Raw genomic sequence first — 26034 nt, forward strand, 5'->3', positions numbered from 1 at the left:
AGTGCAACAAAAAATGTGCGGACATTTGCTACGCCGCACCAAAATTGTTGCGATGCAGCAAAAGCTGTACTAGCATCCCCGACGGGTGGGCCAACAGCGGTCGAGTTACATGCTGCATGTCTTGTACCTTGTGCATGACGTATCCGATCCGGCGGTGCGCCGGAGGGTGCAGATGCTCAAGGCAGGCGGCGCCGGGGTCACCCTGGCGGGCTTTCGCCGCACCACCAGCCCGGTCGCCGAGATCGAGGGTATCGAGCCCGTCGACCTCGGCGCGACGCGCGACGGCCGATTCGCGCAACGCCTGGGCGCGGTCGCCAAGGCCGCCATGTCGATCGGCGCGAAGCTGGGCGCCATGCCGACGCCCGATCTCATCATCGCGCGCAACCTCGAAATGCTGGCGGTGGCCCGCCGCGCCAATGCCGCGCTCGGGGCAAACGTGCCTATCGTCTATGAATGCCTGGATATCCATCGCCTGGTGCTGCGCGACGATTTCGTCGGCAGGACGCTGCGCGGCGCCGAACGTCATCTCGCCCGCGACGTGAAGCTTCTGGTGACGAGCTCGCCGGCCTTCATCGCCAATTATTTCGAGCCTTTCGGGCAGATCGTCGCACCCGTCGAGCTGATCGAGAACAAATATTTCGAGCCGGCATCCGTTGTCGCTGCGCATTCCTTGGGAGACGACAGCCCGGCGACGCCGCCCTGGCGCATCGGCTGGTTCGGCGCGCTGCGCTGCCGCCGCTCGCTGGAGCTGCTGGCCGATTTCACCCGCCGTCAGGCAGGGCGTTTCGAGGTCGTGCTCAGGGGGCGCCCGGCGCTATCCGAATTCCCGGACTTTCACGGTTTCGTCGAGGCCGAGCCGTGGCTTTCATTCGGCGGGCCTTACCGCAACCCGGAGGACATGGCAGCCATCTACGGGCAAGTGCATTTCTCCTGGGCGATCGATTTCTTCGAAGCCGGGCAGAATTCCGAATGGCTGCTTCCCAACCGTCTCTATGAGGGCTGCCGCTTCGGCGCCGTGCCGATCTCGATGGCGGGCACCGAAACCGGCCGGTTCCTGAAGCGGCAGGATATCGGCGTGCTTCTGTCCGAAGCGACGCCCGAGGGCATCGAAGCGATGCTCGGCGGGATGGATCAGGATCAATATCGCGGCCTGAAATCGCGGGTGCTGGCGCGCAATCCTCGGACCTGGAGCTACGACCGCAGCGACTGCGCGGCTTTCGTTGCAAAGCTGAGCGGCCTCGCATCCATGCCTTCAACCTTTGTGACGGAGGCGGCGGCGTGATGGCAGGGGACGTGCAAGAACCGGTGACGCAGGCTGCCCCGTCGATCCTGATCGTTGTTCCCTGCCTCAACGAGGCGGCCCATATCGGCGGCCTGCTTCACCGATTGCGGCCCGCGGCGGCACGGCTCGGCGGTCGCATCGTCGTCGCCGACGGCGGCAGCACCGACGGCACGCAAGCCATCGTCGAAAATGTCGTGGCGAAGGATCCCCGGGTGATCCTGCTCGCCAATCCGAAGCGCCTCCAGAGCGCCGCCGTCAATCTCGCGGTGGCGAGCCTCGGCGAAGGCGTCGACTACCTCATCCGCATCGACGCGCATGGCGGCTATCCGGATGATTACTGCGACCGGCTGGTCGAGGAAGCCCTTGCCACCGGCGCCGATGCGGTCGTCGTTTCGATGCTGACCGCCGGCACCGGCGCGGTGCAGAAAGCGGTCGCGGCGGCGCAGAACTCCAAGCTCGGGACCGGCGGCTCGAAGCACCGGCATATGTCCGAGGGCGAGTGGGTCGACCATGGCCACCACGCGCTGATGCGCATCGCCGCCTTCCGGCATGTCGGCGGCTATGACGAGAGCTTCAGCCACAACGAGGACGCCGAGCTCGATTACCGCCTGCGCCAGGCCGGCTGCCGCATTTGGATGAGCGGCAGGACGCAGATGATCTATTATCCGCGCTCGACGCTGAAGAGCCTCTATTTCCAATATCTCGGCTATGGCCGCGGCCGCGCCAGGAACGTGCTGAAGCACCGCATGGTGCCGAAGGTCCGGCAGATGATTCCGCTGCTGGTTGCGCCCGTGGTGCTGCTCGCCCTGTTTTCCTTCGTCCATTGGCTGGCGGCGGTGCCGTTTCTTTTGTGGGCGGCGGTGTGCCTCGGCTACGGCCTGGTGACCGCGATACGCCAGCGCAATGCCGGCATAGCGCTCGCCGGCGTCTCGGCCATGATCATGCATTTCGGCTGGTCCGTCGGGTTCTGGCAGCAGCTTTTGATCTCCCGCTCGCAGCGCAAGGTGGCGTGATGGCCGGACGCTCGATCGACATCTGCATCTGCACCTTCCGCCGGCCGGAGCTGGCCGACACGCTGCGCTCCATCGCCGCGCTGGAGAAGCCTAAGGGGTTGGAGATAAGCATCGTCATTGCCGACAATGATGATGAACCCAGCGCGCAGAAGCTGGTGAAGGCTTTGGCCGAAGAGCTGAAGCTGCCGATCCGCTACCGCCACGCGCCGGCGCGCAACATCTCGATCGCCCGCAACGCCTGCCTCGACGCCAGCGTTTCGGACTTCGTCGCCTTCATCGACGATGACGAGACGGCGTCACCCTCCTGGCTGGTCGAGTTGATAGCGGCGGCCGACGCCACGGGCGCCGCGGCGGTGCTCGGTCCGGTGCGGGCGCATTACCGCCAGGACGCACCGGACTGGATGCGGAAGGGCGACTTCCATTCCACCTTGCCGGTCTGGGTGCGCGGCGAGATCCGCACCGGCTACACCTGCAACGTCCTGCTCAGAACGGCCGATGCGAGCCTGCGCGGCCGGCGCTTCAGCCTGGCGCGCGGCCAGACCGGCGGCGAAGACACCGAATTCTTCGACGCCATGGTCAAGGCCGGCGGACGCATCGCCTTTGCGCCTGATGCCTTCGTCGACGAGGTCGTGCCGCGCGCCAGGGCCGCATTCGACTGGCTGCGCCGCCGCCGCTTCCGCTTCGGCCAGACGCATGGCCATCTGATCGGGCGCGGCGCCGGCGGCATGCGCCGTGCCGGCCAGGTCGGGCTGGCTTCCGCCAAGGCCGCCTACTGCTTCGGCATGGCGATTTTGACCGCGATCAGTCCGGTGCGACGGAACCGCAGCGTGCTGCGCGGCATTATGCACGTTGGCGTCGTCAGCGGTTTGGTCGGTGTCCGTGAAATCCGCCAATACGGCCTCACGTCGCCAGAACAAGGGAACAAGCGTGCAGCCTGACGTCAGCTTCGTCATCGCCGCCTACAATGCGGAGGCCACTCTCGACCGCGCCATCGCCGGCGCGATCGCCCAACTCGGCGTGACCGTCGAGGTCATCGTCGTCGACGACCAGTCGCGCGATGGCACACTGGATGTGGCGCGCGCCTATCCGCAAGATATCGTCAGGGTGGTGGCGCTGCCCGCCAATCGCGGCCCGGGCGGCGCACGCAATGCCGGCCTGGACCTGGCGCGTGGCCGCTGGGTGGCGGTGCTCGATTCCGATGATGCGGTTCATCCCGACCGCCTGGCCACGATGATCTCCCGCGCCGAAGCGGCGGGCGCCCAGATTGCGGTCGACAATGTGCAGGTCGTGCGCGAGGACGGCACGCCCGACGACACCATGTTCCCGGCCGGTTATCTCGAAAGCCTGCGCGAAATCTCGCTGGCCGACTATATCGACGGCAATCTGGTCTTCGAATCGCGCTTCAATCTCGGCTACCTCAAGCCGATCTTCCAGCGCCGCTTCCTCAACGACAACAGACTGCGCTACGACGAAAAGCTGCGCATCGGCGAGGACTACATTCTCCTGGCCAGCGCGCTCGCCAGCGGCGGCCGCTGCGTGGTCGAGCCGACCGTCGGCTATGTCTATCACATCCGCACCGGCTCGATCTCACGGGTGCTGGAATTGCATCACGTCGAGGCGATGACGCGCGCCGATGCCGCCTTCGCGGCGGCATATCCCATGGACAGCAGCGCAAAGGCGGCCTTCACCAGGCGCGGCCGCAGCCTGCGCAAAGCGGCGTCGTTCCTGTCCTTGGTTCAGCACATCAAGGCGCGCGCGCCGCTCAAGGCGATCGGCGCGGCGCTCAGGGATCCGGCCGCGATAGGGCATATGAGCATGCCTATCGCGGTCCGGCTGAGAAGGGTTGCGGCGCAGTTTCGCCGTGGGGGCGGGGAGATGAAGCATGCGGGCGATTTGATAGCCGGCGACAGATAGAAATCTTTTTCTCGCAGAAGGAAGACCAGATGCAGAAAGTCAGGAAGGCAGTCATCCCGGTGGCGGGGCTCGGAACGCGGTTTCTGCCGGCGACCAAGTCGATGCCGAAGGAAATGCTGCCCGTCGTCGACAAGCCTGTCGTGCAATATGCCGTTGACGAGGCGTTCGAGGCCGGCATCGAGCACATCGTCTTCGTCACCGGCCGCAACAAGGCGGTCATCGAAGACTATTTCGACCTGCACCCTGAACTGATCGGCACGCTGGAGCAGACCGGCAAGAAGGCGCAGCTCGAATCGCTGGAAAGCCTGCTGCCCGTCGCCGGCGCCACCTCCTTCATTCGCCAGCAGTCGCCGCAGGGCCTCGGCCACGCCGTCTGGTGCGCGCGCGACGTGATCGGCAATGAGCCCTTCGCACTGCTGCTTCCCGACATGGTGTCCTTCGGCGCGCGCGGCTGCCTTGCCGAGACGGTCGATCTCTATAAGCGCACAGGCGGCAATGTGATCGCCGTCGAGCGCTGCGATCCCTCCGAAACCAGCAAATACGGCATTGTCGGCCGCGGCGCGGAGGTGGCATCCGGCTTCGAAGTGACGGCGATGGTCGAAAAGCCGGCGCCCGCCAACGCGCCGTCGAATTTCTACATCAACGGCCGCTACATCCTGCAGCCGGAGATCTTTGCCCTGCTCGGCAACCAGCAACGCGGCGCCGGCAACGAGATCCAGCTCACCGACGCCATGGTGCGCCTGGCTCAGAGCCAGTCTTTCTATGCCCAGCCTTTCGACGGCCGCATGTTCGACTGCGGCTCCAAGGAGGGCTTCATCGAGGCCACCATTGCCTTCGCCTTGGCGCGCGACGACATGAAGGGCCCTGTCTTCGAGATGCTGCAGCAATTTGTCCGGTCGCATGAGCGCAGGGAAGTAGCCGCATAATGCCCATCTTTCGGGTGCATATGCGGTTTCGCGATGGCGCGACTGCCACTCAGGCGCCCGGGCCTGCCGACCCGGCGCATCCTGGCAACAACGTTGCGCGGTCTTTTCTGGTCACGACGCCGATCTACTAAGGCCGATAGCGCCTGCAACCTGGAATTGGACCGAATATGAACTATGCCAACTTTCCTCTCGACAAGAGGATGCCGTTGCCCAGCACAGATCAGGAAAAGGGTGAAGACTTCATCGATGTCGAGCGTCTGCTTGGCATGGCCGCCCGACAGGCCAAGGTCGTGGCGGTCTGCGCCGTCATCGGTCTGTTCCTGGGCGTGATCTATCTGCAGACCACGCCCAAGCAATATATGTCCGTGGCGAGCGTGCTCATCGACGAGGGCCTGAACAAGGTCGTCGACGACATTTCGGCGGCGTCGCAAACCGTTCAGACTGACGCTTCCTTTCTCAGCCAGGTCGAGATTCTCACCTCCGCACGCCTGGCATCGGTGGTGGTCGACAAGCTGAAGCTCGATCAGAACGACGCCTTCATGAATCCGCCCCAATCGGCGCTGGCCAAGGGCATCGGCTTCCTGCGTGGTGTGGTCGGCTATTTCCGCGGCAGCTCGGCCGATGACATCCCCGGCATGCAGAATGTCGACGAGGCGACGCGGCAGGCCATGATCAAGACGGCGCGCCACGACTATGCCGTGCTGAAGCTGCAGAGCGAGGTGCTGGCGCAGCGCAACGGCCGCAGCTACGTGCTCTCCATCGGCTACCAGGCGCCGGATCCCGCTCTCGCCACGGCCATCACCAAGGCCTACGCCGATGCCTATCTGGCGGACCAGCTCAACGCCAGCTTCGACGCCACCGAGCGCGCGGCCTTGTGGCTGCAGGGCCGGCTCACCGAGTTGCGCGAAAGCTCGCAGCAAGCCGCGATGGCGGTCGAGAAATTCAGGGCCGAACATGGGCTCTCCGCCAACAGCGACGGTCAGTTGCTGAGCGACAAGCAGCTCGCCGACCTCAACGCGCAGCTCATCGTCGCCCAGGCCGATACGGCCAGGGCCAGCGCCCGCTACCAGCAATACAAGGCGATCGTCGACAGCGGCTCCGAAAGCGCCTTCAACGATTCGGCCATCGGCGCCGACCAGCCGAGCAGCTCGGTCATCATCGCGCTCAAGACCCGCTATCTGGCCATTGCCAAGCGCCTGCAGGACGTCGAGACCAATTTCGGTAAGGATCATCCGCAGGCGGTCGCGCTGACCAAGGAAAAGGCCGATGTCTCGGCGCAGATCTTCGGGCAGTTGAAGCAGCTAACCGAAAGCTACCGCAACGACTTCCAAGTGGCGCAGGCGCGCGAGCAGGCGCTGCGCGACAAGATCTCCACCGCCGCCGGCAAGAGCTCGATCGACAACCAGTCACAGGTGAAGCTCAAGGAACTCGACCAGCAGGCGCAGGCGCTGACGACGCTCTACCAGACCTTCCTCAGCCGTTACGAGGAAGCATCGCAGCAGCAGTCCTTCCCGGTCGGTAAGGTTCGCATCATATCCGACGCGACGATGCCGCTCGCGGCCTCCAGCCCCCGCACCTTGCGCGTGCTGGCGCTGTCGCTCGTGCTTGGCCTGATGCTTGGAGCCGGCTTCGGCGGCCTCAACGAGTTCAACGAGCGCTTCTTCAGGACGGGCGAGGACGTTCGTGACCGGGTCGGTCTAAAATTCCTCGGCTATCTGCCGACGATCGGCGGTGGCAAGGCCAAGGATTCCAAGCCCGACGACCTGCCGGCCGACGGCAAGGTGGCGAGCCTTTCCGCGGCGGAGAGACGGGCGCGCATGCGTGTCAGCATCGACGCCCCGGCATCGATGTTCGCCGAGACGCTGCGCAACGCCAAGATCGCCTTCGATGTCGTGATGGAAGACCGCGGCAGCCGCGTGATCGGCGTCATTTCGGTGCTGCCCGGGGAGGGCAAATCGACGGTGGCCGCGAATCTCGCCGGCCTGCTCGCCGCCAACGGCGCCAAGACCTTGCTCATTGATGGCGACCTGCGCAATCCGGGCTTGAGCCGCAGCCTCGGCATGGAGACCGAGCAGGGTTTGATGGAAGCGGTGGTCAACGGCCAGACCTGGCAGTCGGTCGGCAAGGTCGACCGTCAGACCAAGCTGGCGATCATCCCCGCCGTGCTGCGCGGCCAGTTCTCGCACACCAGCGAGCTTTTGGGCTCGGCCGGCATGCGCCGCTTCATCGAGAACGCCAAGGAGACGTTCGAATACATCATCGTCGACTTGCCGCCGCTCGGCCCCGTCGTCGACGCCAAGGCCTTCGCGCCGCTGGTCGACGGCTTCGTGCTGGTCACCGAATGGGGCCGCACGCCGCGCAACATGGTGCGCTCGATGCTGGAATCCGAGCCCTATATCGCCAATAAGGTGATCGGCGCGGTGCTCAACAAGGTCGATCTGAAGAAGCTGGCCAAATACGGCTCGCTCGGCGGTTCGGAAAGGTTCTTCGACCGCTACTCGACCTACTATCTGGAAAAATCCGAGCAGCGCCCCAAGCAGGCAGCCTGAAGCGGGTTTCGGTCATATGAAAGGCGAACTGCTCCGCATCTTGATGCCGTAGACATCCCTTAGCCGCCTGCAGGCGCTTGCGGACCTTTGTGGTTAGCCGGAAGGCCCATCCCTTCGTCATCCTCGGGCTTGACCCGAGGATCCATGCCGTGACCGTCGCCGTAGAGTGCGAGGGTCCAGAATTCTGCGCCGCTGGCGCCGCCTCGGCGTAACGGCATGGATTCCAGGGTCTGCGCGCGTCGCTTCGCTCCTTGCTCCGCCCTGGAATGACGACCGGAGGGAAGCTGCAGCCAATCTCCAAGGCTGGCGCTTGCCTTCGTAATGACGACGTCGGCAACGCTTAGGGCCACTCTCCAGGGTTGGCAATAGTCGGCTCAACAGACGATAGGTGTCGCCCTGTCGCCATGTCTCCGACCCGCCAAGTCTTGCCGAACCGCCCTAATCTCGTGAGGACAGCAAGCGGCCGTATTTGCCGACGATCCTGAGAGCGGTCAGCCGTCCGGTTTGAAAGGCGCCGGTGTCGATGTCGAGCCGGCGTCCGTCGAGCGTCGGAGCATCGACGATCGTGTGCCCGTGCACCACCCAGCGGTCGAGGCGATGCGCAGCCTGGAAGAATTCCTCGCGGATGTTGAGCAGGTCGCCCTCGTCCTGCGCCTCGAGCGCGATGCCGGGCCGGATGCCGGCATGCACGAAGACGAATTGGTCGGAGCAGATCATCGCCGGCAGCGTGCGCAGGAAGTCGATGTGGCCGGCTGGGATGGCCTCGCGTATGCGTGCATCCGCCTCCTCGCTCGAACCGTAGAGGCTTATCAGGCGGTCAGGGTCGACGCCGTAGGAGAACAGGGTCTCGCGACCGCCATAGCCGAGCCAGGTTTCGCGCGAGAGATGACCGTCCAGATAGAGCAGCAGCGCGACCTCATGGTTCCCCACGAGGCAGATGCGTTGGAAGCCCTTCGGCGGCGGCGCCATGAGATGGTCGATCACGCGCCGCGAATGCGGCCCGCGGTCGATATAGTCGCCCAGCATGATGATGATCTTGCGGCCGCGGAACCGTTGCGCGTCGAGCTGGATTTTTTCTTCCAGCGCGCGCAGCTCGTCATGGCAGCCATGCACGTCGCCGATCGCGTAGACGACGGTGTCGCGCATGTCCATGACAAGGCGCTCGCGCGGCGTGGGTCGAGGGCGTCTCGATTTTTGGAAAAGGTTCACGGATTGAGGCTCGGCGGCTTGCAATGATCTGCGCCTCGATATCATGCCGAATGCAAACAATTCCACACCGGCGCGCGATCGGCGGTCGCGTCGTCAGGCGGCCTTCAACCGATAACGGAACAGCGTGTGGTCGAAGAACAGCCGGATGCGCGGCTCGGCCTCCGCCGCAATTAGCCAACTCACCGCGATCATGGCGGCGCCGACAAGGGGAATAGCGGCCAGATAGGGCGTACCGGCGCGCATCAGAGCGCCGAGCATCGCCGCGCCGACGACATCGTGGACCAGATAAAGCGGATAGGTCATCAGCCCGATCCGCCGCCAGCCGCGCCAGGAAAGGTCGAGCTGCAGCGACCATGCCATCAGCGCGACAGCCGCCAGGAAAACGGCGATCGGCGTCGCGTAAGGCATGGCGGCTCCGACTTTGACGGCGTGCACGTCGACCGAGCTCGCGATCTGCAGTGCGCCAGCGAACAGGAACAGGGCCGTGAAGGCGAGGCGCGGCAGGGTCAGCGCCTTGAAGCGCATCAGCCATAGAAGCACGCCGACGGCGAAGAACGCGCCGTGATGCACCAGCGTCAGCTGCAGCCAGCGGATCTCTGCAAGACCGGTCCAGCCGAAGGCGAAATAGAGACACCAGAACAGCGTGCTGACCAGGCCGATGAGGATGGCGACCGGTTCCATCAGGTCGAAGCGGCCGAGCCGCAGCAGGACCCAGACGATGGCATAGAAGGCGATCTCGATGCCGAGCGTCCAGTAGACGCTGTCCACCCATGGCTCGAAGGGCACGAACAGCCCGGTGCGGACGAGACGGATCACGGCATCCGTCGGCCAGGAGAGGCCGACCATGAGCAGGACGATCGCGGAGATCGGCGCGCAGATCCAGACCGCCGGTACCAGCCGCCGGAAGCGCGCTTCGAAGAATTTCAGCGGCGTCGCGTTCTCGGCGCTGAAGGCGATGACGAAGCCGCTGATGACGAAAAACACCTGCACGCCGACCCAGCCGGAGCCGGCAAAGGCCATTTCGGGATGGGTCGGGATGCCGCCGGTGGCGCGTGCCGAAATGCCATCGGGGAAAGCCCAGACCCAGAAGCCATAGTGATAGAACATCACCATGATGGCAGCCAGGAAACGCAGGATGTCGATGCCGCCGAATGTCGTCTTTTGCTGAGCCATGCCGTGCCTTCGGTATGGCCCCCCATGCAAACTTTAAAGTCTGTTGCTGCATCGCACAACAAACGATTGCGGTGCGGGACAAATTGGTGAATCCGTCCTTAACGCGGCCGTCTGCCGGGCGGCTACAACCCGATGCCGCGTCCCCTCAGCGCCGCCGCGATCTCGTCGAGGATCGCGGGATCGTCGATGGTCGCCGGCATCGTCCATTCCTCCTTGTCGGCGATCTTTTGCATCGTGCCGCGCAGGATCTTGCCGGAACGGGTCTTGGGCAGCCGCTTGATCGTCACCACGGTCTTGAACGCGGCGACCGGGCCGATCCGCTCGCGCACCAGCCCCACCACCTCGCTTTCGATCGCGCCGCTATCGCGCGACACGCCGGCATTGAGCACGACGAAGCCGAGCGGCACTTGGCCTTTCATGGCATCGGCAATGCCGACGACCGCGCATTCGGCGACGTCGGGGTGGGCCGCCAGAACCTCTTCCATGGCGCCGGTCGAGAGCCGGTGCCCGGCGACGTTGATGATATCGTCGGTGCGGGCCATCACATAGAGATAGCCATCCTCGTCCATCATGCCGGCGTCGGCTGTCTTGTAGTAGCCCGGGAACTCTTCCAGATAGGCCTGGCGGAAGCGGGCATCGGCATTCCACAGCGTCGGCAGGCATCCGGCCGGCAGCGGCAGCTTCACCACGACATTGCCGAGCGTGCCGCGCGCCACCTCGTGCCCGGCATCGTCGAGGATGCGGATGTCGTAGCCCGGCATCGGCACGCCGGGCGAGCCGTATTTCACCGGCAAAAGACCCAGGCCCGCCGGGTTGATCGTCATCGGCGAGCCGGTCTCGGTCTGCCACCAATGGTCGACGACCGGACGGTCGAGCTTCTGCTCCGCCCATTTGATCGTTTCGGGATCGGCGCGCTCGCCGGCGAGGAACAAAGTGCGGAACTTCGATAGGTCGTATTTCGGCACGAACTCGCCCTTGGGATCCTGGCCCTTGATGGCGCGGAAGGCGGTCGGCGCGGTGAACAGCGCCACGACGCCATGCTGCGAGATCACCCGCCAGTAGGTGCCGGCATCCGGGGTGCCGATCGGCTTGCCTTCGAAGAGCACGCTCGTGCAGCCATGCAGAAGCGGTCCGTAGACGATGTAGGAATGACCGACCACCCAGCCGACATCCGACGCCGCCCAGAACACTTCGCCGGGCTTCACGCCGAACTCGTTGTCCATGGTCCATTTCAACGCGACCATGTGGCCGCCATTGTCGCGCACGATGCCCTTCGGCTGGCCGGTCGTGCCGGAGGTGTAGATGATGTAGAGCGGGTCGGTGGCCTGCACCGGCACGCAATCGACATTGGCGCCGGCGGCCCGCTCGCGGGCCACTGCGTCCGCATAGTCGAAGTCGTAATTGTCCTTCATCTCGCAGCGCAGCTGCTCCCGTTGCAGGATCAGGCAGGCGTCGGGCTTGTGCTTCGACATCTCGATCGCCTTGTCGAGCAGCGGCTTGTAGGCGACCACGCGTCCAGGCTCCAGACCGCAGGATGCGGAGATGATCAGCTTCGGCTTGGCGTCGTCGATGCGGGTGGCAAGCTCATGCGAGGCGAAGCCGCCAAACACCACCGAATGCACCGCGCCCAGCCTCGCCGAGGCGAGCATGGCGATGGCCGCTTCAGCTACCATCGGCATGTAGATGATGACGCGGTCGCCCTTGCCGACGCCGCGATGCCTCATCACCGAAGCCAGCGCGACGACCTCGCGCTTCAATTCGGCATAGGTGAATGTCCGGATCGTGCCGGTGATCGCGCTGTCATGTATCAGCGCCAGTTGGTCGGCGCGGCCGCCGGCGACATGGCGGTCGATTGCGTTGTAGCAGGTGTTGCAGGAGGCGCCGACGAACCAGCGGCCATAGACGCCTTGCGTCGGGTCGAAGACCTTGTCGGCCGGCCTGTACCAGTCGATCGCCTTGGCCGCCTCGGCCCAGAATCCTACGGGGTCGCGTTTCCAGCCCTCATAGACTTCGTGATAGCGTGAGGCCATCCGCCTTCCTCCCAAGAAACGTTCTGCCGCCCTGCCATAGACTAAGCCGCGCGTGGCGGCCATGTCTTCCTGCATTTGGTCGACATCGCCGGCAAACGTCTCTGTTCGGCGCCTCCGGTGGAGACGTCGCTGTCACTGTCCGTGATCTAAGCCGGCTTAAAGCGGCAGCGCCGCCAGCATCAGCCCGACGCCGCCCGCGATCAGGATGGCCGCCGCAAGCGCCTTCCGATGGCGCTCGAACGCCGTCGGAGCCCGTTCCCAATTGTAACGCATACAGATCACTCCCCAAAACCCGGCGGACTCATAGCTTACCCAAGGGCAAGAAGGCAAGACTTCGCTAATATTCGCCTCGCGGCGGGCAGGCCTGCTGGGTCGATCCGCCCCTTCGCCATCCATGCCGATGGACAGCCTCGCGGCGCCGCGCTAATTGCTCTTCGGCGAAGGGAGCGGGCAGATGGCTGAAATCGGCTCTGAAACGGTGCTTCGGATGGCGGACGATGCGTCCGTGCAGCATGTCGGCGATGGCGCCGTCGTGCTTTTGGCGCGCAGCGGTCAGCTTTACACCTGCAACGACACGACCGAGGCCTTTCTCGACAAGGTGAACGGCGCGCGCAACCTCAACCAGATCGTCAACCTGCTGTCGGACGAATTCGAGGTCGACAAGGCAACGCTCGACCAGGATATGGCCGAACTGGCCGCCGAGCTGGTGGCTGAAGGCATCCTCGCCGACCCGGGCGCGTGATGACCGACGGACCGGTCCTGCGCGTCCTGTTCCGCGTCCATTTGTGGCTCAGCGCGCGGCTGATGCCGGTGCTGGTCGGCCGGCGCGATTTCGAAAGCGTGTTGAAGCTGGCGCCGCTGCAGTCGGCTGCGCCCTACCGCGACTTGCCGTGGACCTACATCGTCCACCGCGTCAAACGAACGGTGCGGCGCCCCTGGCTGATGCGCGACCGCAGATGCCTTCGGGAAGGTCTGCTCGGTTTCCGCTTTCTGCGCATGGCCGGTCTCGACCCGGAGCTGCGTTTCGGGGTCGATGCCAAATCGATGCACGAGCCTCGCCTGTCAGCGCATTGCTGGGTCTGCCTCGACGGCAAGCCGGTGGTCAGCGACAGCCAGCCCGGCATGGTGGAGATCTACCGCCACCCGGCCAGGATGAAAGCGCCAGCCGCTTGAGCGACCAGACTTTCCGCTACGACCTTGACGGCCAGGTCATAGGCATCACAGCCGCGCGCGCCGATCTCTGGCCAAGCTTCGACCTGATGCTAGGCGCCCTGCGTGTGAACGAGCCTGTCCCGCCCGGTTTCCGCGTCGACATCGTCGAAACGCTTGAGTTGCAGGAGAACCCCGAAGGAAATCTGGCTTTCGACGGCGACGTGCCGCTGGATGGCCATTGCCGCATGATCGACGCCGGAAGCGTCTTCCATCTCGTCTTTCCGGGCCAGCAGACGCTGTCGATCCGCGACGGCGAGCGCCGGGCCGAAATCAGGCTCCATCCCGACAGCAAGATCAAGTGGACCTTGCTGATGATGGTGCTGGATGCGGCGCTCGATGCGGATGGCCAGCACATGCTGCACACCGCGGGTCTCACTCTGCCCGGAAAGGACGGCCTGGTTCTTATCCATGCGCCAAGCGGCACGGGCAAGTCGACGACGTCGTTGGCGCTTGCCTCGCAGGGTTTCGGCCTCTGCTCGGACGACGTCATGGTCCTCAAGGCGACAGCGGACGGGGCCGCGGCCTGGGGTATGCCGCGCAAAGTGAAGGTCCACCGCAAGACGGCGGCGATGCTGCCCTTCGTCGCGCCTTGCCTGGGCGAGACCTGGGACGCCGAGGGCGAGCAGTCCGTTTCGCTGGATTGCCTCGGCCAAATCATTCGCGTCGAGGATGTGCGCGCCAGGCCCGTCGCCGCACTCCTGCATCTCGCGCGCTCGGCCGACGCCCAGACCCGGCTGCTGCCCATGGCCAGGACCGACACCATGGTGGCTTTGGCTACCGACAATGTACGAACCGGCATGACCGGCCTGCTGTCGCTGCAGAAAAGGCGCATGGCCATGATCGCGGCCCTGGTGAAGGCGGTGCCGACCTTCACGCTGGAGGTCGGAGCAAGGCCGGATGAGGCGGCGGATTTGATCCGCGCCACGGTGGGTGTCTGAGGTCTGCTTCCCGCGCTCAGGCTGGATAAAGTCGCGGCCGTGCCAGCCTCTGTACCCAGCGGAAGGCGTCGCGGCTGAGGCGCGAGCGCAGCTTTTCGCGGGAATTGACGCGAAGCAGCATGTTGCCGGTGATCAGCCATTTCGCCAGCCGTATCGACAGATCCGGCTTGATGCGGTTGGCGAGCTCGATAGCGCGCGGCGCGGCGAACAGGCGTCCGGTGACGTTGAGCACCGTCACCAGCTCGAGCTCGATGCCGGTCACGCGGGCGGCCTCGAGCAGGCGCGCTTCGTCTTCCGGCGATCTCAGCGCCCGCACGCCTTGCAGCACGTCGACGCAGAGCTGCAGCCGGTGGAATTTGTGGCCGCCTGCGGCATGGACGATGGCAATGGTGAGCAGCGCCGCCGGCGTGTCGGTCTCGCCCTTGTCGATCGCCTGCAGCTCACGAAATCCGAGCGACAGGCGTCTGCGCATGCCGGTGTCGTGCACCAGATTGCCGTGCAATTCGATCAGCAGGCTGGAGTTCTCTTTCTCCAGCCATTTGAATTCCTGCAGCTCATGCGACTCTGCCTCGCCGCTGCCGAGCTCGAAACCGCATTCGGCGATCGTCCGGTTGGCCGCCTCGACGCTGGCGGGGTCGACGAGGATGTCGATATCGGTGAACGGCCGGTCGGCAAGCTGGCGATAGAGCCTGCGCGCGAACACCGGCCCCTTGACGATCCGGGCCGGGATGCCTTTTGCCGTCAGCGCCTTCATGATGCGGTCCCCGTGATATTGCAGCAGCATCGACTGCCCGGTCACCGTCGTCATCTGGTCGCGCAGCTCGGCAAGCTTTTGCAGCAGGCCCGCGTCTTTCGGCAGATTGGCCTCGCCGCGTTCCCGTAGCTTGCGCAGCACGATCGGCAACACGCCGTGGAACTCGGCATTGGCCAGCAGCGCCAGCAGGCCGCCCGCCGAAACCCCCTTGTCCCAATCGGCGGGTGCCTCCGGGTCCGCAAGGTTGATCAGCAGTCTTTCCTGGGCAGGCGAAAGCTCGGGCAGCATCATTCAGGCAACAGCGGCAGGTTCCACGCATGCTTGCCAGAAAAGCACTAGCGATGCCAGCGATGGGTAGAGCGGTCACCGTTTCACGGAAACGGCGAGCCGCTCTATCTTTTTGTTTTTCGCAATTCCGGGCGGAAGGCTATGGCGAAGGCGCCAAGCCTGACCGCTCACATTTTCCTGGAATTGTTCTACATCCCCCAGCGCAGCGCTGCGGTGTGTACGGGAGCGTCCCACAGCGCCGCCATGCCGTCGTCGAGCAGGGTGAGTGTGATCGAGCATCCGGCCATGTCGAGCGAGGTCACATAGGAGCCGACGAGCGAGCGGATCACCGTCACGCCCTGTTTCTCGAACATTCTGCGGGCGCTGTTGTACATCAGATAGAGCTCCATCGACGGCGTGCCGCCGAAGCCGTTGACGAACAGCAGCGCTGGTCCTTTGGCGCGGCCGCCGAAGTCACCGGCAATTGCCGCGCAGACTTCCTCGGCGATGGCGTCGGCGCTCTTCAGCGCGTCGCGCCGCCGGCCGGGCTCGCCGTGGATGCCGACGCCGAATTCCATCTCGCCGTCGCCGATCTCGAAGGTCGGCTTGCCGGCGGCGGGCACCGTGCCGCTGGTCAGCGCCACGCCCATCGAGCGCGTCGCGGCGTTGACGCCATCACCCAACGCCTTGAGCGCGGGCAATGCCATGCCTTGCTCGGCCGCGGCGCCGACGATCTTTTCCACCACCAGCGTGCCGGCCACGCCGCGCCGCCCCGTCGTGTAGGATGAATTCTCGACCGCGACGTCGTCATTGGTCACCACTTGCAGCACACCGTCCGCGATCTCGGCCGCCATATCGAAATTCATCACATCGCCTTCGTAGTTCTTGACGATGAACAGGCAGCCCGCGCCGGTGTCGACAGCCTCGACGGCGGCGAGCATCTGGTCGGGCGTCGGCGACGTGAACACCTGGCCGGGGCAGGCGGCGTCGAGCATGCCGTGGCCGACCAGCCCGCCATGCAGCGGCTCGTGGCCCGAGCCGCCGCCCGAGATAAGCGCCACCTTGCCGGGCTTCAGCTCTCTGCGGCGGATGAATTTGTGGTCCTCGCCGAGCACGAGGATGTCGGCATGAGCCGCCGCAAAACCATCGAGGCTTTCGGCCAGCACCGTGTCCACCGAATTGATGAATTTCTTCATGGCAGTCCTCCCATGCTCCCGCGCTAGCCGCTGCCCTTGCCGGCGATGCTGGTGATCTTCTGGATGAACTCGTTGATCGCCCGGTCCAGCGCGGCGTTCTGCCTGTCGTCGCCGAAATCCGGCACGATGAGCGAGACATGGCGTGTCTTGCGCTGGCCCGAGGCCGCGGGCGCCTTGCCGGGATGGGCCTGGTGATAGGCGGCCATGAACTGGTCGCGCTCGGCCTGGCTGAAGTGGCAGACCGAGAAGATGGACGGCAGATGCTTTGACGGGATCGGGATCGAATAGGCCGGGCTGGAAATCTGCGTGACAAAGCTGCGGTGCTTGCCGAGCGCGTCGGCAAGGCGCTGGCGCATGCCCGACGGGCGCTGGTCGATCACTTGCGACAGGATCGTCTTATAGGCGCGGATCGCCTCTTCTGAGCCAACTTCCTGTATCTTGGCAGTCTTGGCCATGCAGCGCTTAGACCGAAACGTCCGCAATGGCCGCCTTGGCCATGGCGAGTTGCGCAGGAGCGACCGACAGGTCGCGCAGGCCCGCTTCGAGCAGCGCCGGGATCGCTGCCGGATCGCCGCCGGCGTCGCCGCAGAGGCTCACTGGAATACCTCTTTCCCGCCCGAAGGTCGTGATCGCAGCGATCAGCCGCAGGACGGCTGGGTGGCGGACGGAATTGAGATGCGCCACGGCTGCGTTGTCTCGCGCGGCCGCCATCACATATTGCGCCAGGTCGTTGGAGCCGATCGAGAAGAAGGCGACGTCGGCGAAATCCTCCGGCGCCAGCGCCACGGATGGCACCTCGACCATGATGCCGAGCGGCGGAAGCCTGTGAGCCACGCCTTGCGCGGCAAGCGCGACTCCTTCTTCGGCGAACAGCGCTGCGGCTTGGGCGTACTCGTCAGGCATGGCGATCATCGGGAACATCACCTTCAGATTGCCGTGGATGGCAGCGCGCAGCAATGCCCGTATCTGCACGCGAAAAATATCGCGCCGCTTGAGCGAAAGCCGGATACCACGCAGACCGAGAAAGGGATTGGTTTCCTCGACGGTGAAACCCGGCACCGGCTTGTCGCCGCCGGCATCGACGGTGCGGATGGTCACCGGCTTGTCGCCGGCCCATTCCAGCACCTTACGATAGGCGCGGTATTGCGTCTCCTCGTCCGGCAGCGTCTTGCCGAACAGGAATTCCGTGCGCATCAGCCCGACGCCGTCGCAGGTCGCGATATCGATGCCGTCGACATCGGAAGGGTAGGCGATGTTGACCTGCACACGCACGGCGGTGCCGGCCTTGGTCGCCGCTGGCTCCGTCAGGAATGTCTTCGCCGCGCCCTGACGGTCGGCGAAGGACGAGGCTGACTGCCGGAAGGCTTCGATCTCGGCCGGCGAGGGCGAAAAGATGAGCCCGCCGCGTTCGGCATCGAGCAGCGCGATACCGGTGAGCGTTTGAGCCTCGTCGCCGAGACCGACGACCATCGGCACGCCGCGCGAGCGCGCCAGCATCGCGACATGGCTGGCGGTGCTGCCGCGCTTGAGCGCGATGCCGCCGCCCTCGCTCCAATCGGTCTCCAGGAAGCGCGTCGGCGCGATGTCCTCGCCATAGAGGATCGCGCCGGGGGGCCCCGCGGCTTCGCCGGCTTCGCTCAGCGCCCGCAGCACCTGGTCGCGAATGTCGCGCAGGTCGGCGGCGCGGGCGCGGAAATAGTCCTGGTCCGACGCTTCATAGCCGGCGATCTCGCCGTCCAGCGCTGCCCGCCAGGCGGCGTCCGCCGGCTGCCCGGAGCCGATCGCCGCCAAGGCCGGGCCGCTCAATGCGTCGTCCTCCAACATGGCGATGTGGAATTCGAGGATGCCGGCGGCGTCGCCATCGGCGCTTTCGACCAGTGCGGCCAGCCGGTCGACGGCTTTGCCGATTGCGCTTACCAGTGCGACTTTTTCTTCCTCGGCGCTCGCCCTGGCCTTGTAGCTGGTTGGAGGGTGCTCGAGGTCGAACAGCGGGCCTTCGGCGTAACCCGGGGAGGCGGGGATACCCTCAACCCGCATGGCTCGCATTCCTTGCGCGCCTGCCGTCGTGCAAATCGGTCTCAAGCCGACCGGGCATGATCCGCATCCTCGTCGAAGTCGCGCTGTACCAGGTCGACCAGCGCTTTCACCGCCTGGGCGGCGCCGTCGCCCTTGGCGCGGATATGCAGCATGGTCCCTTTCGGCGCTTTCGCCGCCATCACCTTGACGATGCTCTTGGCATCGAACCAGGGGCCGTTGGCGGCCACCGCCACCTCCACCTCGGCCGCGAAGGACTTGGCAAGCTTGGTGAACTTCACCGAAGGGCGCGCATGAAGCCCGACCGCGTGGGTGATCAGGACCGTTGCTTCGGCGGATGCGGACATTCAGTCGATTCCCGTTCGTTCACGACGGCGACAATTCGTGCGCCGTCGCCACCACTTCCTTGAGCGAGGCGCCGCCGGAAGATTCGGTCGCCGCCATCACCGCGCCTTCGACGATCGGCGCGTTGCAGACGACTATTTTGTGCGAGCGCGGCTCGCCGATCATCTCGACCGCCATCTCGCTGTTGGTCTCGGCGCCGCCGAGATCGACCAGGATGGCGACGCCCGCGTCCGACCAGGCCTTGTCGATCGCGCCCATGATTGCCTCGACACTGGTGCCGAGCCCGCCATGGCCGTTTCCGCCGCACCATGCAAGCGGCACTTCGTCGCCCACCATCTGGCGCACCATGTCGGCCGTGCCTTCGGCAACCAAGGGCGAATGCGACACGATGACGATACCGACATTGCTCATCGATTGCCCTCTATGGCTTCCGCGATTGCGCGCACCAGAAGCGCGGCGGAGCGCGCTCCGGCGTCCATATGCCCGATCGAGCGCTCTCCCAGGAAGGAGGCGCGCCCGCGCAGGGCCTTCATCGGCACCGTGGCCTCTGCCGCTTTGTCGGCGGCATCGGCGATTTCGCGTGCCGTCTTGCCTTGCGCCAATGCCTCATACACCGGCTGCAGCACGTCGAGCATGGTTTTTTGTCCCGGCTGCGATTTGCCGCGCGCCGCGACCGCTTCGATCGCCTTGCCCAATGCCGCCGCCAACGCAGCGCGATCCGGGACAGCGGGCAGTTCCTTGCCGAGCGCCATGAACAACGTGCCGAACAAGGGACCGGAAGCGCCGCCCACGGTCATCACCAGCTTGGTGCCGACGGCCTTCAGCGCATCGGGCAGCGGCTTCGCTGAAAAAGCGTCGGCCTCGGCGCGCACGGCCTCGAAGCCGCGCTTCATGTTGAGCCCGTGGTCGCCATCGCCGATCGCTTGGTCGAGCGCGGTCAATTCCTCGGCATGCGCCGCGATCGTGTCCGCCGCCGCTGCGATCAGCTTTGAGAAATCGGATGCGGCCATTCTTGGTCCTTTATGCCGGAGCGAACAGCGCCGCCACGGCAGCGAACACCTCGGCGACGGCGAAGGCGCCGGGGTCCGCTACGTCAAGCTGCCTGCCGATATAGGCGGAACGGCCGGCCTTGGCCTTCCGCATCGCGGCGGTTGCCTCGGCGCCTTGCCGCGCCGCCTTGGCGGCTGCTTCCAGCCCGCTTGCGTCGAATGCCTTCAGCGCCGGCTCCAGCGCATCGACCATGGTGCGGTCGCCGATCCTGGCACCGCCATAAAATGACATCCGTCCGAGGCCGGCAAGCAGCGCCTTGGGCAGAGTTGCGCCAAAGCCCAAAGTCTGCGAGGCGGCGGTGAAGAAGATCGACAGAAGCACGCCGCTGGAACCGCCCATCGAAGTGCCAAGCGCATCGCCGATCGCGGCAAGCGTGGCCGCGCGATCGGCAAGCGGCAAGGTGTCGATGCGCTCGAGCACGCTGCGCGCCCCGGTTGCCATGGTCGATCCGGTATCGCCGTCGCCTGCCTTGGCGTCTAGCGCGTTGAGGGGCTCTTCGAGCGCGATCAGCCTTTGGCAGGCGGCCCTGATCAGCCGCTCGGTGGCCGCATCGCGGCTGGCGGGCTTTGGGGCTGTGCCGGTAACAGGCTCGGGCATCGCGACAACGACCGGCTGACGAACCGGTTTTGCCGGTGGCCAGGCATGAGGGCCGACAGCCGCAAGCAGCGCCGCCTCGCGCGCCGGGTCCAGCTTGAGCAGCGACAGCGAGAAACCGTTCATGTTGAGCGCCGTCATCAGATGCCCGGGACCGATCGTCAGCGTCACGGCCTTGGCGAGCGGCGAGGACAAAACGGCGTTGGCGATGAGTGACATTTCGAGCGGCGGCACCGAGCCAAGATTGTTGATCAGCAAGCCATAGTGATCGCCGGGATCGAGCCGCGCGGCGAGGCGCTCCGCCATGATGGCGACGAATGCGCCCGCGCTTTGCAGCGGGATACGCTCGACGCCCGGCTCGCCATGGATGCCGAGGCCAAGCTCGCCATCGTCAGCGCCGAAGCGCTCCTCATGCGCCTGCCCGGGGATCGAACAGGAGGAGAGCGATATGCCGAGCGAAACGATATCCTTAGCCGCCGCGCGGGCCGCCGCGGCTACCGATGCCAAGTCATGCCCGGATTCCGACAGGTGCCCGGCGATCTTGTGCACGAACAGCGTGCCGGCGATGCCACGCGGCTGAGCGATGTCCGGCAGCGCTATGTCGTCGGCAACAATCACCATCTCGACCGCGAAACCTTCGGCGCGCGCCTTCTCGGCCGCCAGGCCAAAATTGAGCCGGTCGCCGGTGTAGTTCTTGACCACCAGCAGACAGCCGGCCGGCCCTGTCGTCGCGCGGATCGCCGCCAGCACCGCCTCGACGCTGGGCGAGGCGAAGATCTCGCCGGAGACGGCCGCCGTCAGCATGCCGGCGCCGACGAAGCCGGCATGCGAGGGCTCATGCCCGGCGCCGCCGCCCGAAACCACGGCCACCTTTGTCTTCTCCCAGTCGGCGCGCAGCACGACCTTAATCTCGGGATAGCCATCGAGGCGGGCGAGCGTGCCCGATCCCGCCGTGGCGAGGAAACCGTCAAGCGCCTCGGTGACGATCGTGTCCTTGCGGTTGAAAAAGTGCTTCATGGATTTCGTCCAGTCCGTATCTGCGGTCGTCATTCGGTGCCAATATCTGAGGCGCGCGGCTACATCAGTCTTTGCCCGTCCGAGCCAAAGTAGAGCGGGGCGATGTAGCGGATCGTCACTCTGTCCCCCTTTGCGAGCGGCGTGTCGGGATCGGTCAGCGTCACCATCTTCTTCGCCCCCACCGTCACATGCAGGTGGTTCTGATCGCCGAGATGCTCGACCCAGTCGACGACGCCGTCGGCATAGCCGTTCATCGCCTTTTCGATCGCGAGATGTTCGGTGCGGGCGCCGATCGTCGTCGTTCCGGCCGGCGCGCCGCCATCGGGCAGCAGCCCGGCCGGCAAAAGGTTGATCGCCGGCTGGCCGAGGCGGGCCGCGACATGGAGGTTCGCCGGCTCGGAATAGATCGCGCGCGGCGTGCCGATCTGCACCAGCACGCCGTCTGCGAGGATGCCGATGCGGTCGGCCATGGTCATCGCCTCGATCTGGTCGTGCGTGACATAGAGCATGGTGGCGCCGAGCTCGGACTGGATACGCTTCAGCTCCAACCTGAGATCGGCGCGCAGCTTGGCGTCGAGGGAGGAGAGCGGCTCGTCCATCAGGTAGATCGCGGGCTTGCGCACCAGCGCGCGGCCGATGGCGACACGCTGCATCTCGCCGCCCGACAATCTTGTCGAGCGGTTGTCGAGCTTGTGGTCGATTCGCACCATGCGCGCCACTTCCTCGACACGGCGCCGCACAACGTCCTCCGGAAAACGCCGCGCCGGCGAGCGCAGCGGGAAGGCCAGATTGTCGAACACCGAAAGATGCGGGTAGAGCGAATATTGCTGGAAGACGAAGGCGGTGTCGCGTTCGGCCGGCGACAGCGCCGTCGCGTCATGGCCGCCGATGTGGATCGTGCCGCTGTCTGGCCGCTCCAGCCCCGCGATCAGCCTGAGCGTCGTCGTCTTGCCGGCGCCGGTCGGCCCAAGCAGCACGACGAATTCGCCGTCCTTGATCGCGAGGTCGAGATTGCTGACCGCGACGGTCTCGCCGAAGCTTTTGGTCACGCCCTGGAGATTGACATCAGCCATGGCGCGCCTCCGCTGCCTGATCATGCATGGCGGTCCTGACCGCGCGTCCAGTGCCCTTTTCGAACAGCGAAAGCCGCGCGCTGCTCAGCGTCAGCCCAACCTGCTCGCCGGGACTGAGATGGATGCCGGCCGGCACGCGGGCCTTGATGATGCCGTCGGCCGTCTCCACCGCGACGATCTGGGTGGTGCCGAGATATTCGGTGCCGTAGATCGCGCCGCGCAGCTTCGAGCCGTCGTCGAAGCGGATGTGCTCGGGCCGGATGCCGAGCGCCATGTCGGCGGGCGCCACGTCCTCGCGCACCTCCGGCACCGCCACCTTGGCGCCCTGTACGACGATTTCCTTCGCGCCCTTTGCAAGCCCGCCGCCGAACTTCAAGAAATTCATCGGCGGCGAGCCGATGAAATCCGCGACGAACATGGTCGCCGGCCGGTCGTAGATCTCGCGCGGCGTGCCGAACTGCTCGATGACGCCGTGGTTCATCACCGCGATTTTGTCGGCCATCGACATCGCTTCCATCTGGTCGTGCGTGACATAGACGGTCGTTGCATGAATGCGGTTGTGCAGCTCACGCAGCTCATGCACCATCAAATCGCGGAACTCGGTATCCAAAGTGCCGAGCGGCTCGTCCATGAGAAAACATTTCGGACGTCGCACGATGGCGCGGCCGAGTGCGACGCGCTGGCGGTCGCCGCCGGCAAGGCCGGAAACGGATTTGTCGAGCAGATGGTCGATGCGCAGCAGCTTCGCCGTCTCCTCGACGCGGCTGCGGATCTCGGCCGAAGGCATGCCCTGCGCCAGCAGTGGGAAGCCGATGTTCTTGCGCACATTCATATGCGGATAGAGCGCGAAGAGTTGGAAGACGAAGGCGATGTCGCGCTCGCGCGCCCGGCGCATGGTGACGTCCTCGCCTCCGAGCAGGATCTGGCCGCCGGTCGGGAGTTCGAGGCCGGCGATCATGCGAAGCGTCGTCGTCTTGCCGCAGCCGGAAGGCCCCAGCATGACGAAGAACTCGCCGTCCTCGACGACGAAATTGGAATCCTGCACGGCGACGAATGCGCCGAAGGCCTTCCTCAGGTTCTGAACACGGATCTCGGCCATCTCTATTCCGGGAATTTCGAGACGATGATGAACATCACCGTGCCGGCAAGCATGGTGATGAAGGAATAGGTGTAGAGCGCCAGCGCGAAGGGCTGGAACAGCATCAGGAAACCGATCGCGATGATCGCGGTCGCGATGTTTTCCATCAGGCCGCGCCTTGCCCAGCGGGGCCAGGAGGAGCGTTTGGAGACAACAGCGCGGCTCATGCGTTCCTCCCGTTCTTCTCCCCCGTTAAGAGGAGAGATGGTTGCCAGGTGGTTCCCCCACTCCGTCGCTGCTTCGCAGCGCCACCTCTCCCCCCTTCGGAGGGAGAGGAAGGGAGCCAGGCTGAATGAAGTTCGCTTCCTTCCTCTCCCCCGCCGATCGGGGGAGAGGTGTCGAGCGAAGCTCGACGGAGTGGGGGTCGACTTATTCCCACATCAATCATTTGCGCACCGCGCCGAAGGTGATGCCGCGCAGCAGTTGCTTGCGGAGCAGGATGGTGAAGACGAGGATCGGCACCAGGAAGATGGTCGTGCCCGCCGCCACCGCAGGCCAGTCCTGGCCGCCTTCGCCGATGATGGTCGGGATGAAGGGCGGCGCGGTCTGCGCCGTGCCTGAGGTGAGGAGCGCTGCGAACGCATATTCGTTCCAGGCGAAGATCAGGCAGAAGATGGCGGTCGCGGCGATGCCGGTCGTCGCCTGCGGCAGCACGGTGCGCCAGAAGGCCTGCAGCCGCGTGTAGCCGTCGATCATCGCGGCCTCTTCGTACTCGCGCGGGATCTCGTCGATGAAGCCCTTGAGCAGCCAGACCGCCAGCGAGACGTTGACCGCGGTGTAGAGCAGGATCATGCCGAGCGCGGTGTCGGAGAGGCCAAGCTCGCGGTACATCAGATAGATGGGAATGGCCACCGCGATCGGCGGCATGAAGCGTGTCGACAGGATGAAGAACAGAAGATCGTCGGCGAGCGGCACCTTGAAGCGCGAGAAGCCATAGGCCGAGAGCGTGCCCAGGAACACCGCGCAGAACGTCGAGCCGAAGGCGATGATCAGCGAGTTGACAAAGCGCGGCAGGAAGTTCGACGGGCCGGCGATCACCATGTTGCGCTTGCGCACGGTCTCGTCGCAGAAGCCGGTCGCCGGCCCGAGCGAATTGATGTATTCCGGCGTCTGGCGGGTCCGGGTGGTGAAGAGGTTGCAATAGCCCTCGATGCTCGGCTGGAAGACGACCTTCGGCGGATAGGCGATCGAATCCGGCGGCGTCTTGAAGCTGGTGGCGAAGATCCAGAGCAGCGGCACGATCGAGATCAGCGCATAGGCTATGATGATCGTGCCGGCGATCAGCTTCGCGTTCGACGACGGGGCGACGACGGAATGGGCGGTGGTCAGGCTCATCTCTGCTTCACCTTGTTGAGGGCCTTGACGTAGATGTTGGCGAGGCCGAACACGGCGACGAACAGGATGATGGCGAAGGCCGAGGAATAGCCGGTGCGCCAGCTTTCGAAAGCCTGCCGCTTCAGCGTGATCGAGGCGACCTCGGTGGTCGAGCCGGGTCCGCCGCCGGTGAGCAGGTTGACCATATCGAACATCTTGAAGTTCTCGATGCCGCGGAACAGCACCGCCAGCATGATGAAGGGCAGCGCCATAGGCAGCGTGATCGACCAGAACTGACGCCAGTTGGAGGCGCGGTCGACCTCGGCCGCTTCGTAGATGTATTCGGGAATCGAGCGCAGCCCGGCGAGGCAGATCAGCATCACGTAAGGCGTCCACATCCAGGTGTCCACGATGATGATCGCCCACGGCGCGAGTTCGACATTGGACAGCATCTGCACATTCGTCGGAGGAATGCCGGTGACGAAGGAGACGACGTAGGAAAACAGGCCGATCTGCGGCTCGTAGAGAAAGCGCCAGAAATTGCCGACCACCGCCGGCGACAGCATCATCGGCACCAGGATGATGGTGGTCCAGAAAGCGTGGCCGCGGAATTTGCGGTCGATGAGCCAGGCCAGCGTGAAGCCGATCACCGTCTGCAGGAGGATCGTCCAGAAGACGAAATGAGCCGTGGTCTGCATGGCGATCCAGATATCCTGGTCGCCGAGGATGCGCCGGTAGTTGGCGAGCCCCAGATTCTTCACCACCTCGTTGGGGCGGTTGGCCCGGTAATTGGTGAAGGAGAGATAGATCGCCCAGAACAGCGGGAAGATGTTGATGGCCAAAAGCAAAAGGATCGTCGGCGAGATGAACAGCCAGGCGAGGCCCTTGTCGCTGATGCCCCGGATCTTCTTGGCCAACGGCTCCGGTGTGGCCCGGGCAACGTTGTCCGCAGTCCGATCGAGCATGGTTAATCCTGCTTCGGTCACGTCAAGTCTCGACAATGGAA

The 26034-nt window shown here is 65.1% G+C and carries 25 protein-coding genes; 9 read left to right on the forward strand and 16 right to left on the reverse strand.

Annotated elements, in window-relative coordinates; all coding sequences use genetic code 11:
* The first annotated feature begins 109 nt into the window (after positions 1–109).
* The 6 genes from ACVMIM_RS06565 (at position 110) to ACVMIM_RS06590 (ending at position 7684) form a co-directional block, all read left to right on the forward strand.
* A complete protein-coding gene (locus ACVMIM_RS06565; RefSeq protein WP_476111276.1) occupies positions 110–1282 on the forward strand; it encodes a glycosyl transferase family 1 in 1173 nt (390 codons plus the stop codon).
* On the forward strand, positions 1282–2295 hold the full coding sequence (locus ACVMIM_RS06570) for a glycosyltransferase family 2 protein (protein ID WP_476111278.1): 1014 nt from the start codon (positions 1282–1284) through the stop codon (positions 2293–2295). The genes ACVMIM_RS06565 and ACVMIM_RS06570 overlap by 1 nt, the downstream gene beginning before the upstream one ends.
* A complete protein-coding gene (locus tag ACVMIM_RS06575) occupies positions 2295–3233 on the forward strand; it encodes a glycosyltransferase family 2 protein (protein ID WP_476111280.1) in 939 nt (312 codons plus the stop codon). Before ACVMIM_RS06570 ends, ACVMIM_RS06575 begins: the two co-directional genes overlap by 1 nt.
* Entirely contained in the window at positions 3223–4209 is a 987-nt protein-coding gene (locus ACVMIM_RS06580; RefSeq protein ID WP_476111282.1) for a glycosyltransferase family 2 protein, read from the forward strand. Before ACVMIM_RS06575 ends, ACVMIM_RS06580 begins: the two co-directional genes overlap by 11 nt.
* 29 nt (positions 4210–4238) lie before the next feature.
* Positions 4239–5135: a UTP--glucose-1-phosphate uridylyltransferase GalU gene (gene galU / locus ACVMIM_RS06585; RefSeq protein WP_476111283.1), complete on the forward strand. Its 897-nt coding sequence runs from the start codon at positions 4239–4241 to the stop codon at positions 5133–5135.
* Between the two features lie 167 nt (positions 5136–5302).
* A complete protein-coding gene (locus tag ACVMIM_RS06590) occupies positions 5303–7684 on the forward strand; it encodes a polysaccharide biosynthesis tyrosine autokinase (RefSeq protein ID WP_040993663.1) in 2382 nt (793 codons plus the stop codon).
* Positions 7685–8122: 438 nt separating this feature from the next.
* Here ACVMIM_RS06590 and ACVMIM_RS06595 read toward each other — a convergent pair whose 3' ends face one another.
* The 3 genes from ACVMIM_RS06595 to ACVMIM_RS06605 form a co-directional block, all read right to left on the reverse strand.
* Positions 8123–8836, reverse strand: coding sequence for a metallophosphoesterase (locus tag ACVMIM_RS06595; RefSeq protein ID WP_476111285.1), 714 nt, complete (start codon positions 8834–8836; stop codon positions 8123–8125).
* 150 nt (positions 8837–8986) lie between these two features.
* On the reverse strand, positions 8987–10066 hold the full coding sequence (locus ACVMIM_RS06600; protein ID WP_476111286.1) for an acyltransferase family protein: 1080 nt from the start codon (positions 10064–10066) through the stop codon (positions 8987–8989).
* A gap of 122 nt (positions 10067–10188) precedes the next feature.
* Positions 10189–12096, reverse strand: coding sequence for a propionyl-CoA synthetase (locus ACVMIM_RS06605; protein ID WP_476111287.1), 1908 nt, complete (start codon positions 12094–12096; stop codon positions 10189–10191).
* Positions 12097–12550: 454 nt separating this feature from the next.
* Between ACVMIM_RS06605 and ACVMIM_RS06610 the strand changes: the two genes are divergently transcribed.
* The 3 genes from ACVMIM_RS06610 to ACVMIM_RS06620 are packed head-to-tail and all read left to right on the forward strand — an operon-like array spanning position 12551 to position 14246.
* Complete coding sequence (locus ACVMIM_RS06610; RefSeq protein WP_040994441.1) at positions 12551–12838, forward strand: PqqD family protein; 288 nt, start codon at positions 12551–12553, stop codon at positions 12836–12838.
* Positions 12838–13269 carry a lasso peptide biosynthesis B2 protein gene (locus ACVMIM_RS06615; protein ID WP_476111289.1) on the forward strand — a complete coding sequence of 144 codons (432 nt, stop codon included), beginning with the start codon at positions 12838–12840 and terminating at the stop codon, positions 13267–13269. Before ACVMIM_RS06610 ends, ACVMIM_RS06615 begins: the two co-directional genes overlap by 1 nt.
* Positions 13266–14246 (forward strand): serine kinase, encoded by a 981-nt coding sequence (locus tag ACVMIM_RS06620; RefSeq protein ID WP_476111290.1) that lies wholly within the window; start codon positions 13266–13268, stop codon positions 14244–14246. The genes ACVMIM_RS06615 and ACVMIM_RS06620 overlap by 4 nt, the downstream gene beginning before the upstream one ends.
* A gap of 16 nt (positions 14247–14262) precedes the next feature.
* Here the strand turns inward: ACVMIM_RS06620 and ACVMIM_RS06625 are convergent, their stop codons facing one another.
* The 13 genes from ACVMIM_RS06625 to ACVMIM_RS06685 all read right to left on the reverse strand — a co-directional run bounded on the left by ACVMIM_RS06625 (position 14263) and on the right by ACVMIM_RS06685 (position 25993).
* Positions 14263–15288: a nucleotidyltransferase family protein gene (locus tag ACVMIM_RS06625; protein WP_476117124.1), complete on the reverse strand. Its 1026-nt coding sequence runs from the start codon at positions 15286–15288 to the stop codon at positions 14263–14265.
* Between the two features lie 188 nt (positions 15289–15476).
* Positions 15477–16463, reverse strand: coding sequence for a dihydroxyacetone kinase subunit DhaK (gene dhaK / locus ACVMIM_RS06630; RefSeq protein ID WP_476111292.1), 987 nt, complete (start codon positions 16461–16463; stop codon positions 15477–15479).
* Between the two features lie 23 nt (positions 16464–16486).
* Complete coding sequence (locus ACVMIM_RS06635) at positions 16487–16918, reverse strand: hypothetical protein (RefSeq protein ID WP_476111294.1); 432 nt, start codon at positions 16916–16918, stop codon at positions 16487–16489.
* Between the two features lie 7 nt (positions 16919–16925).
* Complete coding sequence (gene ptsP / locus ACVMIM_RS06640; RefSeq protein WP_476111296.1) at positions 16926–18500, reverse strand: phosphoenolpyruvate--protein phosphotransferase; 1575 nt, start codon at positions 18498–18500, stop codon at positions 16926–16928.
* A gap of 41 nt (positions 18501–18541) precedes the next feature.
* Complete coding sequence (locus ACVMIM_RS06645; RefSeq protein ID WP_040988690.1) at positions 18542–18844, reverse strand: HPr family phosphocarrier protein; 303 nt, start codon at positions 18842–18844, stop codon at positions 18542–18544.
* A 19-nt stretch (positions 18845–18863) separates the two neighbouring features.
* Complete coding sequence (gene dhaM / locus ACVMIM_RS06650) at positions 18864–19253, reverse strand: dihydroxyacetone kinase phosphoryl donor subunit DhaM (RefSeq protein WP_040993682.1); 390 nt, start codon at positions 19251–19253, stop codon at positions 18864–18866.
* Positions 19250–19852 carry a dihydroxyacetone kinase subunit DhaL gene (dhaL, locus tag ACVMIM_RS06655; protein ID WP_476111298.1) on the reverse strand — a complete coding sequence of 201 codons (603 nt, stop codon included), beginning with the start codon at positions 19850–19852 and terminating at the stop codon, positions 19250–19252. The genes dhaM and dhaL overlap by 4 nt, the downstream gene beginning before the upstream one ends.
* Positions 19853–19862: 10 nt before the next feature.
* The gene (locus ACVMIM_RS06660; protein WP_476111300.1) at positions 19863–21503 is read right to left on the reverse strand and encodes a dihydroxyacetone kinase subunit DhaK; all 1641 of its coding nucleotides are present in this window, start codon (positions 21501–21503) and stop codon (positions 19863–19865) included.
* Between the two features lie 59 nt (positions 21504–21562).
* Complete coding sequence (locus ACVMIM_RS06665) at positions 21563–22576, reverse strand: ABC transporter ATP-binding protein (RefSeq protein WP_476111301.1); 1014 nt, start codon at positions 22574–22576, stop codon at positions 21563–21565.
* Positions 22569–23675 carry an ABC transporter ATP-binding protein gene (locus tag ACVMIM_RS06670; protein ID WP_476111302.1) on the reverse strand — a complete coding sequence of 369 codons (1107 nt, stop codon included), beginning with the start codon at positions 23673–23675 and terminating at the stop codon, positions 22569–22571. The genes ACVMIM_RS06665 and ACVMIM_RS06670 overlap by 8 nt, the downstream gene beginning before the upstream one ends.
* 2 nt (positions 23676–23677) lie before the next feature.
* Complete coding sequence (locus ACVMIM_RS06675) at positions 23678–23881, reverse strand: hypothetical protein (protein ID WP_476111303.1); 204 nt, start codon at positions 23879–23881, stop codon at positions 23678–23680.
* A gap of 217 nt (positions 23882–24098) precedes the next feature.
* Positions 24099–25049 carry a carbohydrate ABC transporter permease gene (locus ACVMIM_RS06680; RefSeq protein WP_476111304.1) on the reverse strand — a complete coding sequence of 317 codons (951 nt, stop codon included), beginning with the start codon at positions 25047–25049 and terminating at the stop codon, positions 24099–24101.
* Positions 25046–25993 (reverse strand): carbohydrate ABC transporter permease, encoded by a 948-nt coding sequence (locus tag ACVMIM_RS06685; protein ID WP_040993696.1) that lies wholly within the window; start codon positions 25991–25993, stop codon positions 25046–25048. Before ACVMIM_RS06685 ends, ACVMIM_RS06680 begins: the two co-directional genes overlap by 4 nt.
* Positions 25994–26034 lie beyond the last annotated feature (41 nt).

The sequence above is a fragment of the Mesorhizobium sp. USDA 4413 genome, from assembly GCF_056280365.1.

Coding starts and splice junctions, on each gene's coding strand:
- dhaM (WP_040993682.1), bottom strand. CDS start 19,253: ATGAGCAATGTCGGTATCGTCATCGTGTCGCATTCGCCCTTGGTTGCC.
- ACVMIM_RS06670 (WP_476111302.1), bottom strand. CDS start 23,675: ATGGCCGAGATCCGTGTTCAGAACCTGAGGAAGGCCTTCGGCGCATTC.
- ACVMIM_RS06575 (WP_476111280.1), top strand. CDS start 2,295: ATGGCCGGACGCTCGATCGACATCTGCATCTGCACCTTCCGCCGGCCG.
- ACVMIM_RS06610 (WP_040994441.1), top strand. CDS start 12,551: ATGGCTGAAATCGGCTCTGAAACGGTGCTTCGGATGGCGGACGATGCG.
- ACVMIM_RS06645 (WP_040988690.1), bottom strand. CDS start 18,844: ATGTCCGCATCCGCCGAAGCAACGGTCCTGATCACCCACGCGGTCGGG.
- ACVMIM_RS06565 (WP_476111276.1), top strand. CDS start 110: ATGCTGCATGTCTTGTACCTTGTGCATGACGTATCCGATCCGGCGGTG.
- ACVMIM_RS06615 (WP_476111289.1), top strand. CDS start 12,838: ATGACCGACGGACCGGTCCTGCGCGTCCTGTTCCGCGTCCATTTGTGG.
- galU (WP_476111283.1), top strand. CDS start 4,239: ATGCAGAAAGTCAGGAAGGCAGTCATCCCGGTGGCGGGGCTCGGAACG.
- ACVMIM_RS06625 (WP_476117124.1), bottom strand. CDS start 15,288: ATGCTGCCCGAGCTTTCGCCTGCCCAGGAAAGACTGCTGATCAACCTT.
- dhaL (WP_476111298.1), bottom strand. CDS start 19,852: ATGGCCGCATCCGATTTCTCAAAGCTGATCGCAGCGGCGGCGGACACG.
- ACVMIM_RS06660 (WP_476111300.1), bottom strand. CDS start 21,503: ATGAAGCACTTTTTCAACCGCAAGGACACGATCGTCACCGAGGCGCTT.
- ACVMIM_RS06675 (WP_476111303.1), bottom strand. CDS start 23,881: ATGAGCCGCGCTGTTGTCTCCAAACGCTCCTCCTGGCCCCGCTGGGCA.
- ACVMIM_RS06680 (WP_476111304.1), bottom strand. CDS start 25,049: ATGAGCCTGACCACCGCCCATTCCGTCGTCGCCCCGTCGTCGAACGCG.
- ACVMIM_RS06635 (WP_476111294.1), bottom strand. CDS start 16,918: ATGGCCAAGACTGCCAAGATACAGGAAGTTGGCTCAGAAGAGGCGATC.
- ACVMIM_RS06595 (WP_476111285.1), bottom strand. CDS start 8,836: ATGGACATGCGCGACACCGTCGTCTACGCGATCGGCGACGTGCATGGC.
- ACVMIM_RS06590 (WP_040993663.1), top strand. CDS start 5,303: ATGAACTATGCCAACTTTCCTCTCGACAAGAGGATGCCGTTGCCCAGC.
- dhaK (WP_476111292.1), bottom strand. CDS start 16,463: ATGAAGAAATTCATCAATTCGGTGGACACGGTGCTGGCCGAAAGCCTC.
- ACVMIM_RS06570 (WP_476111278.1), top strand. CDS start 1,282: ATGGCAGGGGACGTGCAAGAACCGGTGACGCAGGCTGCCCCGTCGATC.
- ACVMIM_RS06685 (WP_040993696.1), bottom strand. CDS start 25,993: ATGCTCGATCGGACTGCGGACAACGTTGCCCGGGCCACACCGGAGCCG.
- ACVMIM_RS06665 (WP_476111301.1), bottom strand. CDS start 22,576: ATGGCTGATGTCAATCTCCAGGGCGTGACCAAAAGCTTCGGCGAGACC.
- ACVMIM_RS06605 (WP_476111287.1), bottom strand. CDS start 12,096: ATGGCCTCACGCTATCACGAAGTCTATGAGGGCTGGAAACGCGACCCC.
- ptsP (WP_476111296.1), bottom strand. CDS start 18,500: ATGCGGGTTGAGGGTATCCCCGCCTCCCCGGGTTACGCCGAAGGCCCG.
- ACVMIM_RS06600 (WP_476111286.1), bottom strand. CDS start 10,066: ATGGCTCAGCAAAAGACGACATTCGGCGGCATCGACATCCTGCGTTTC.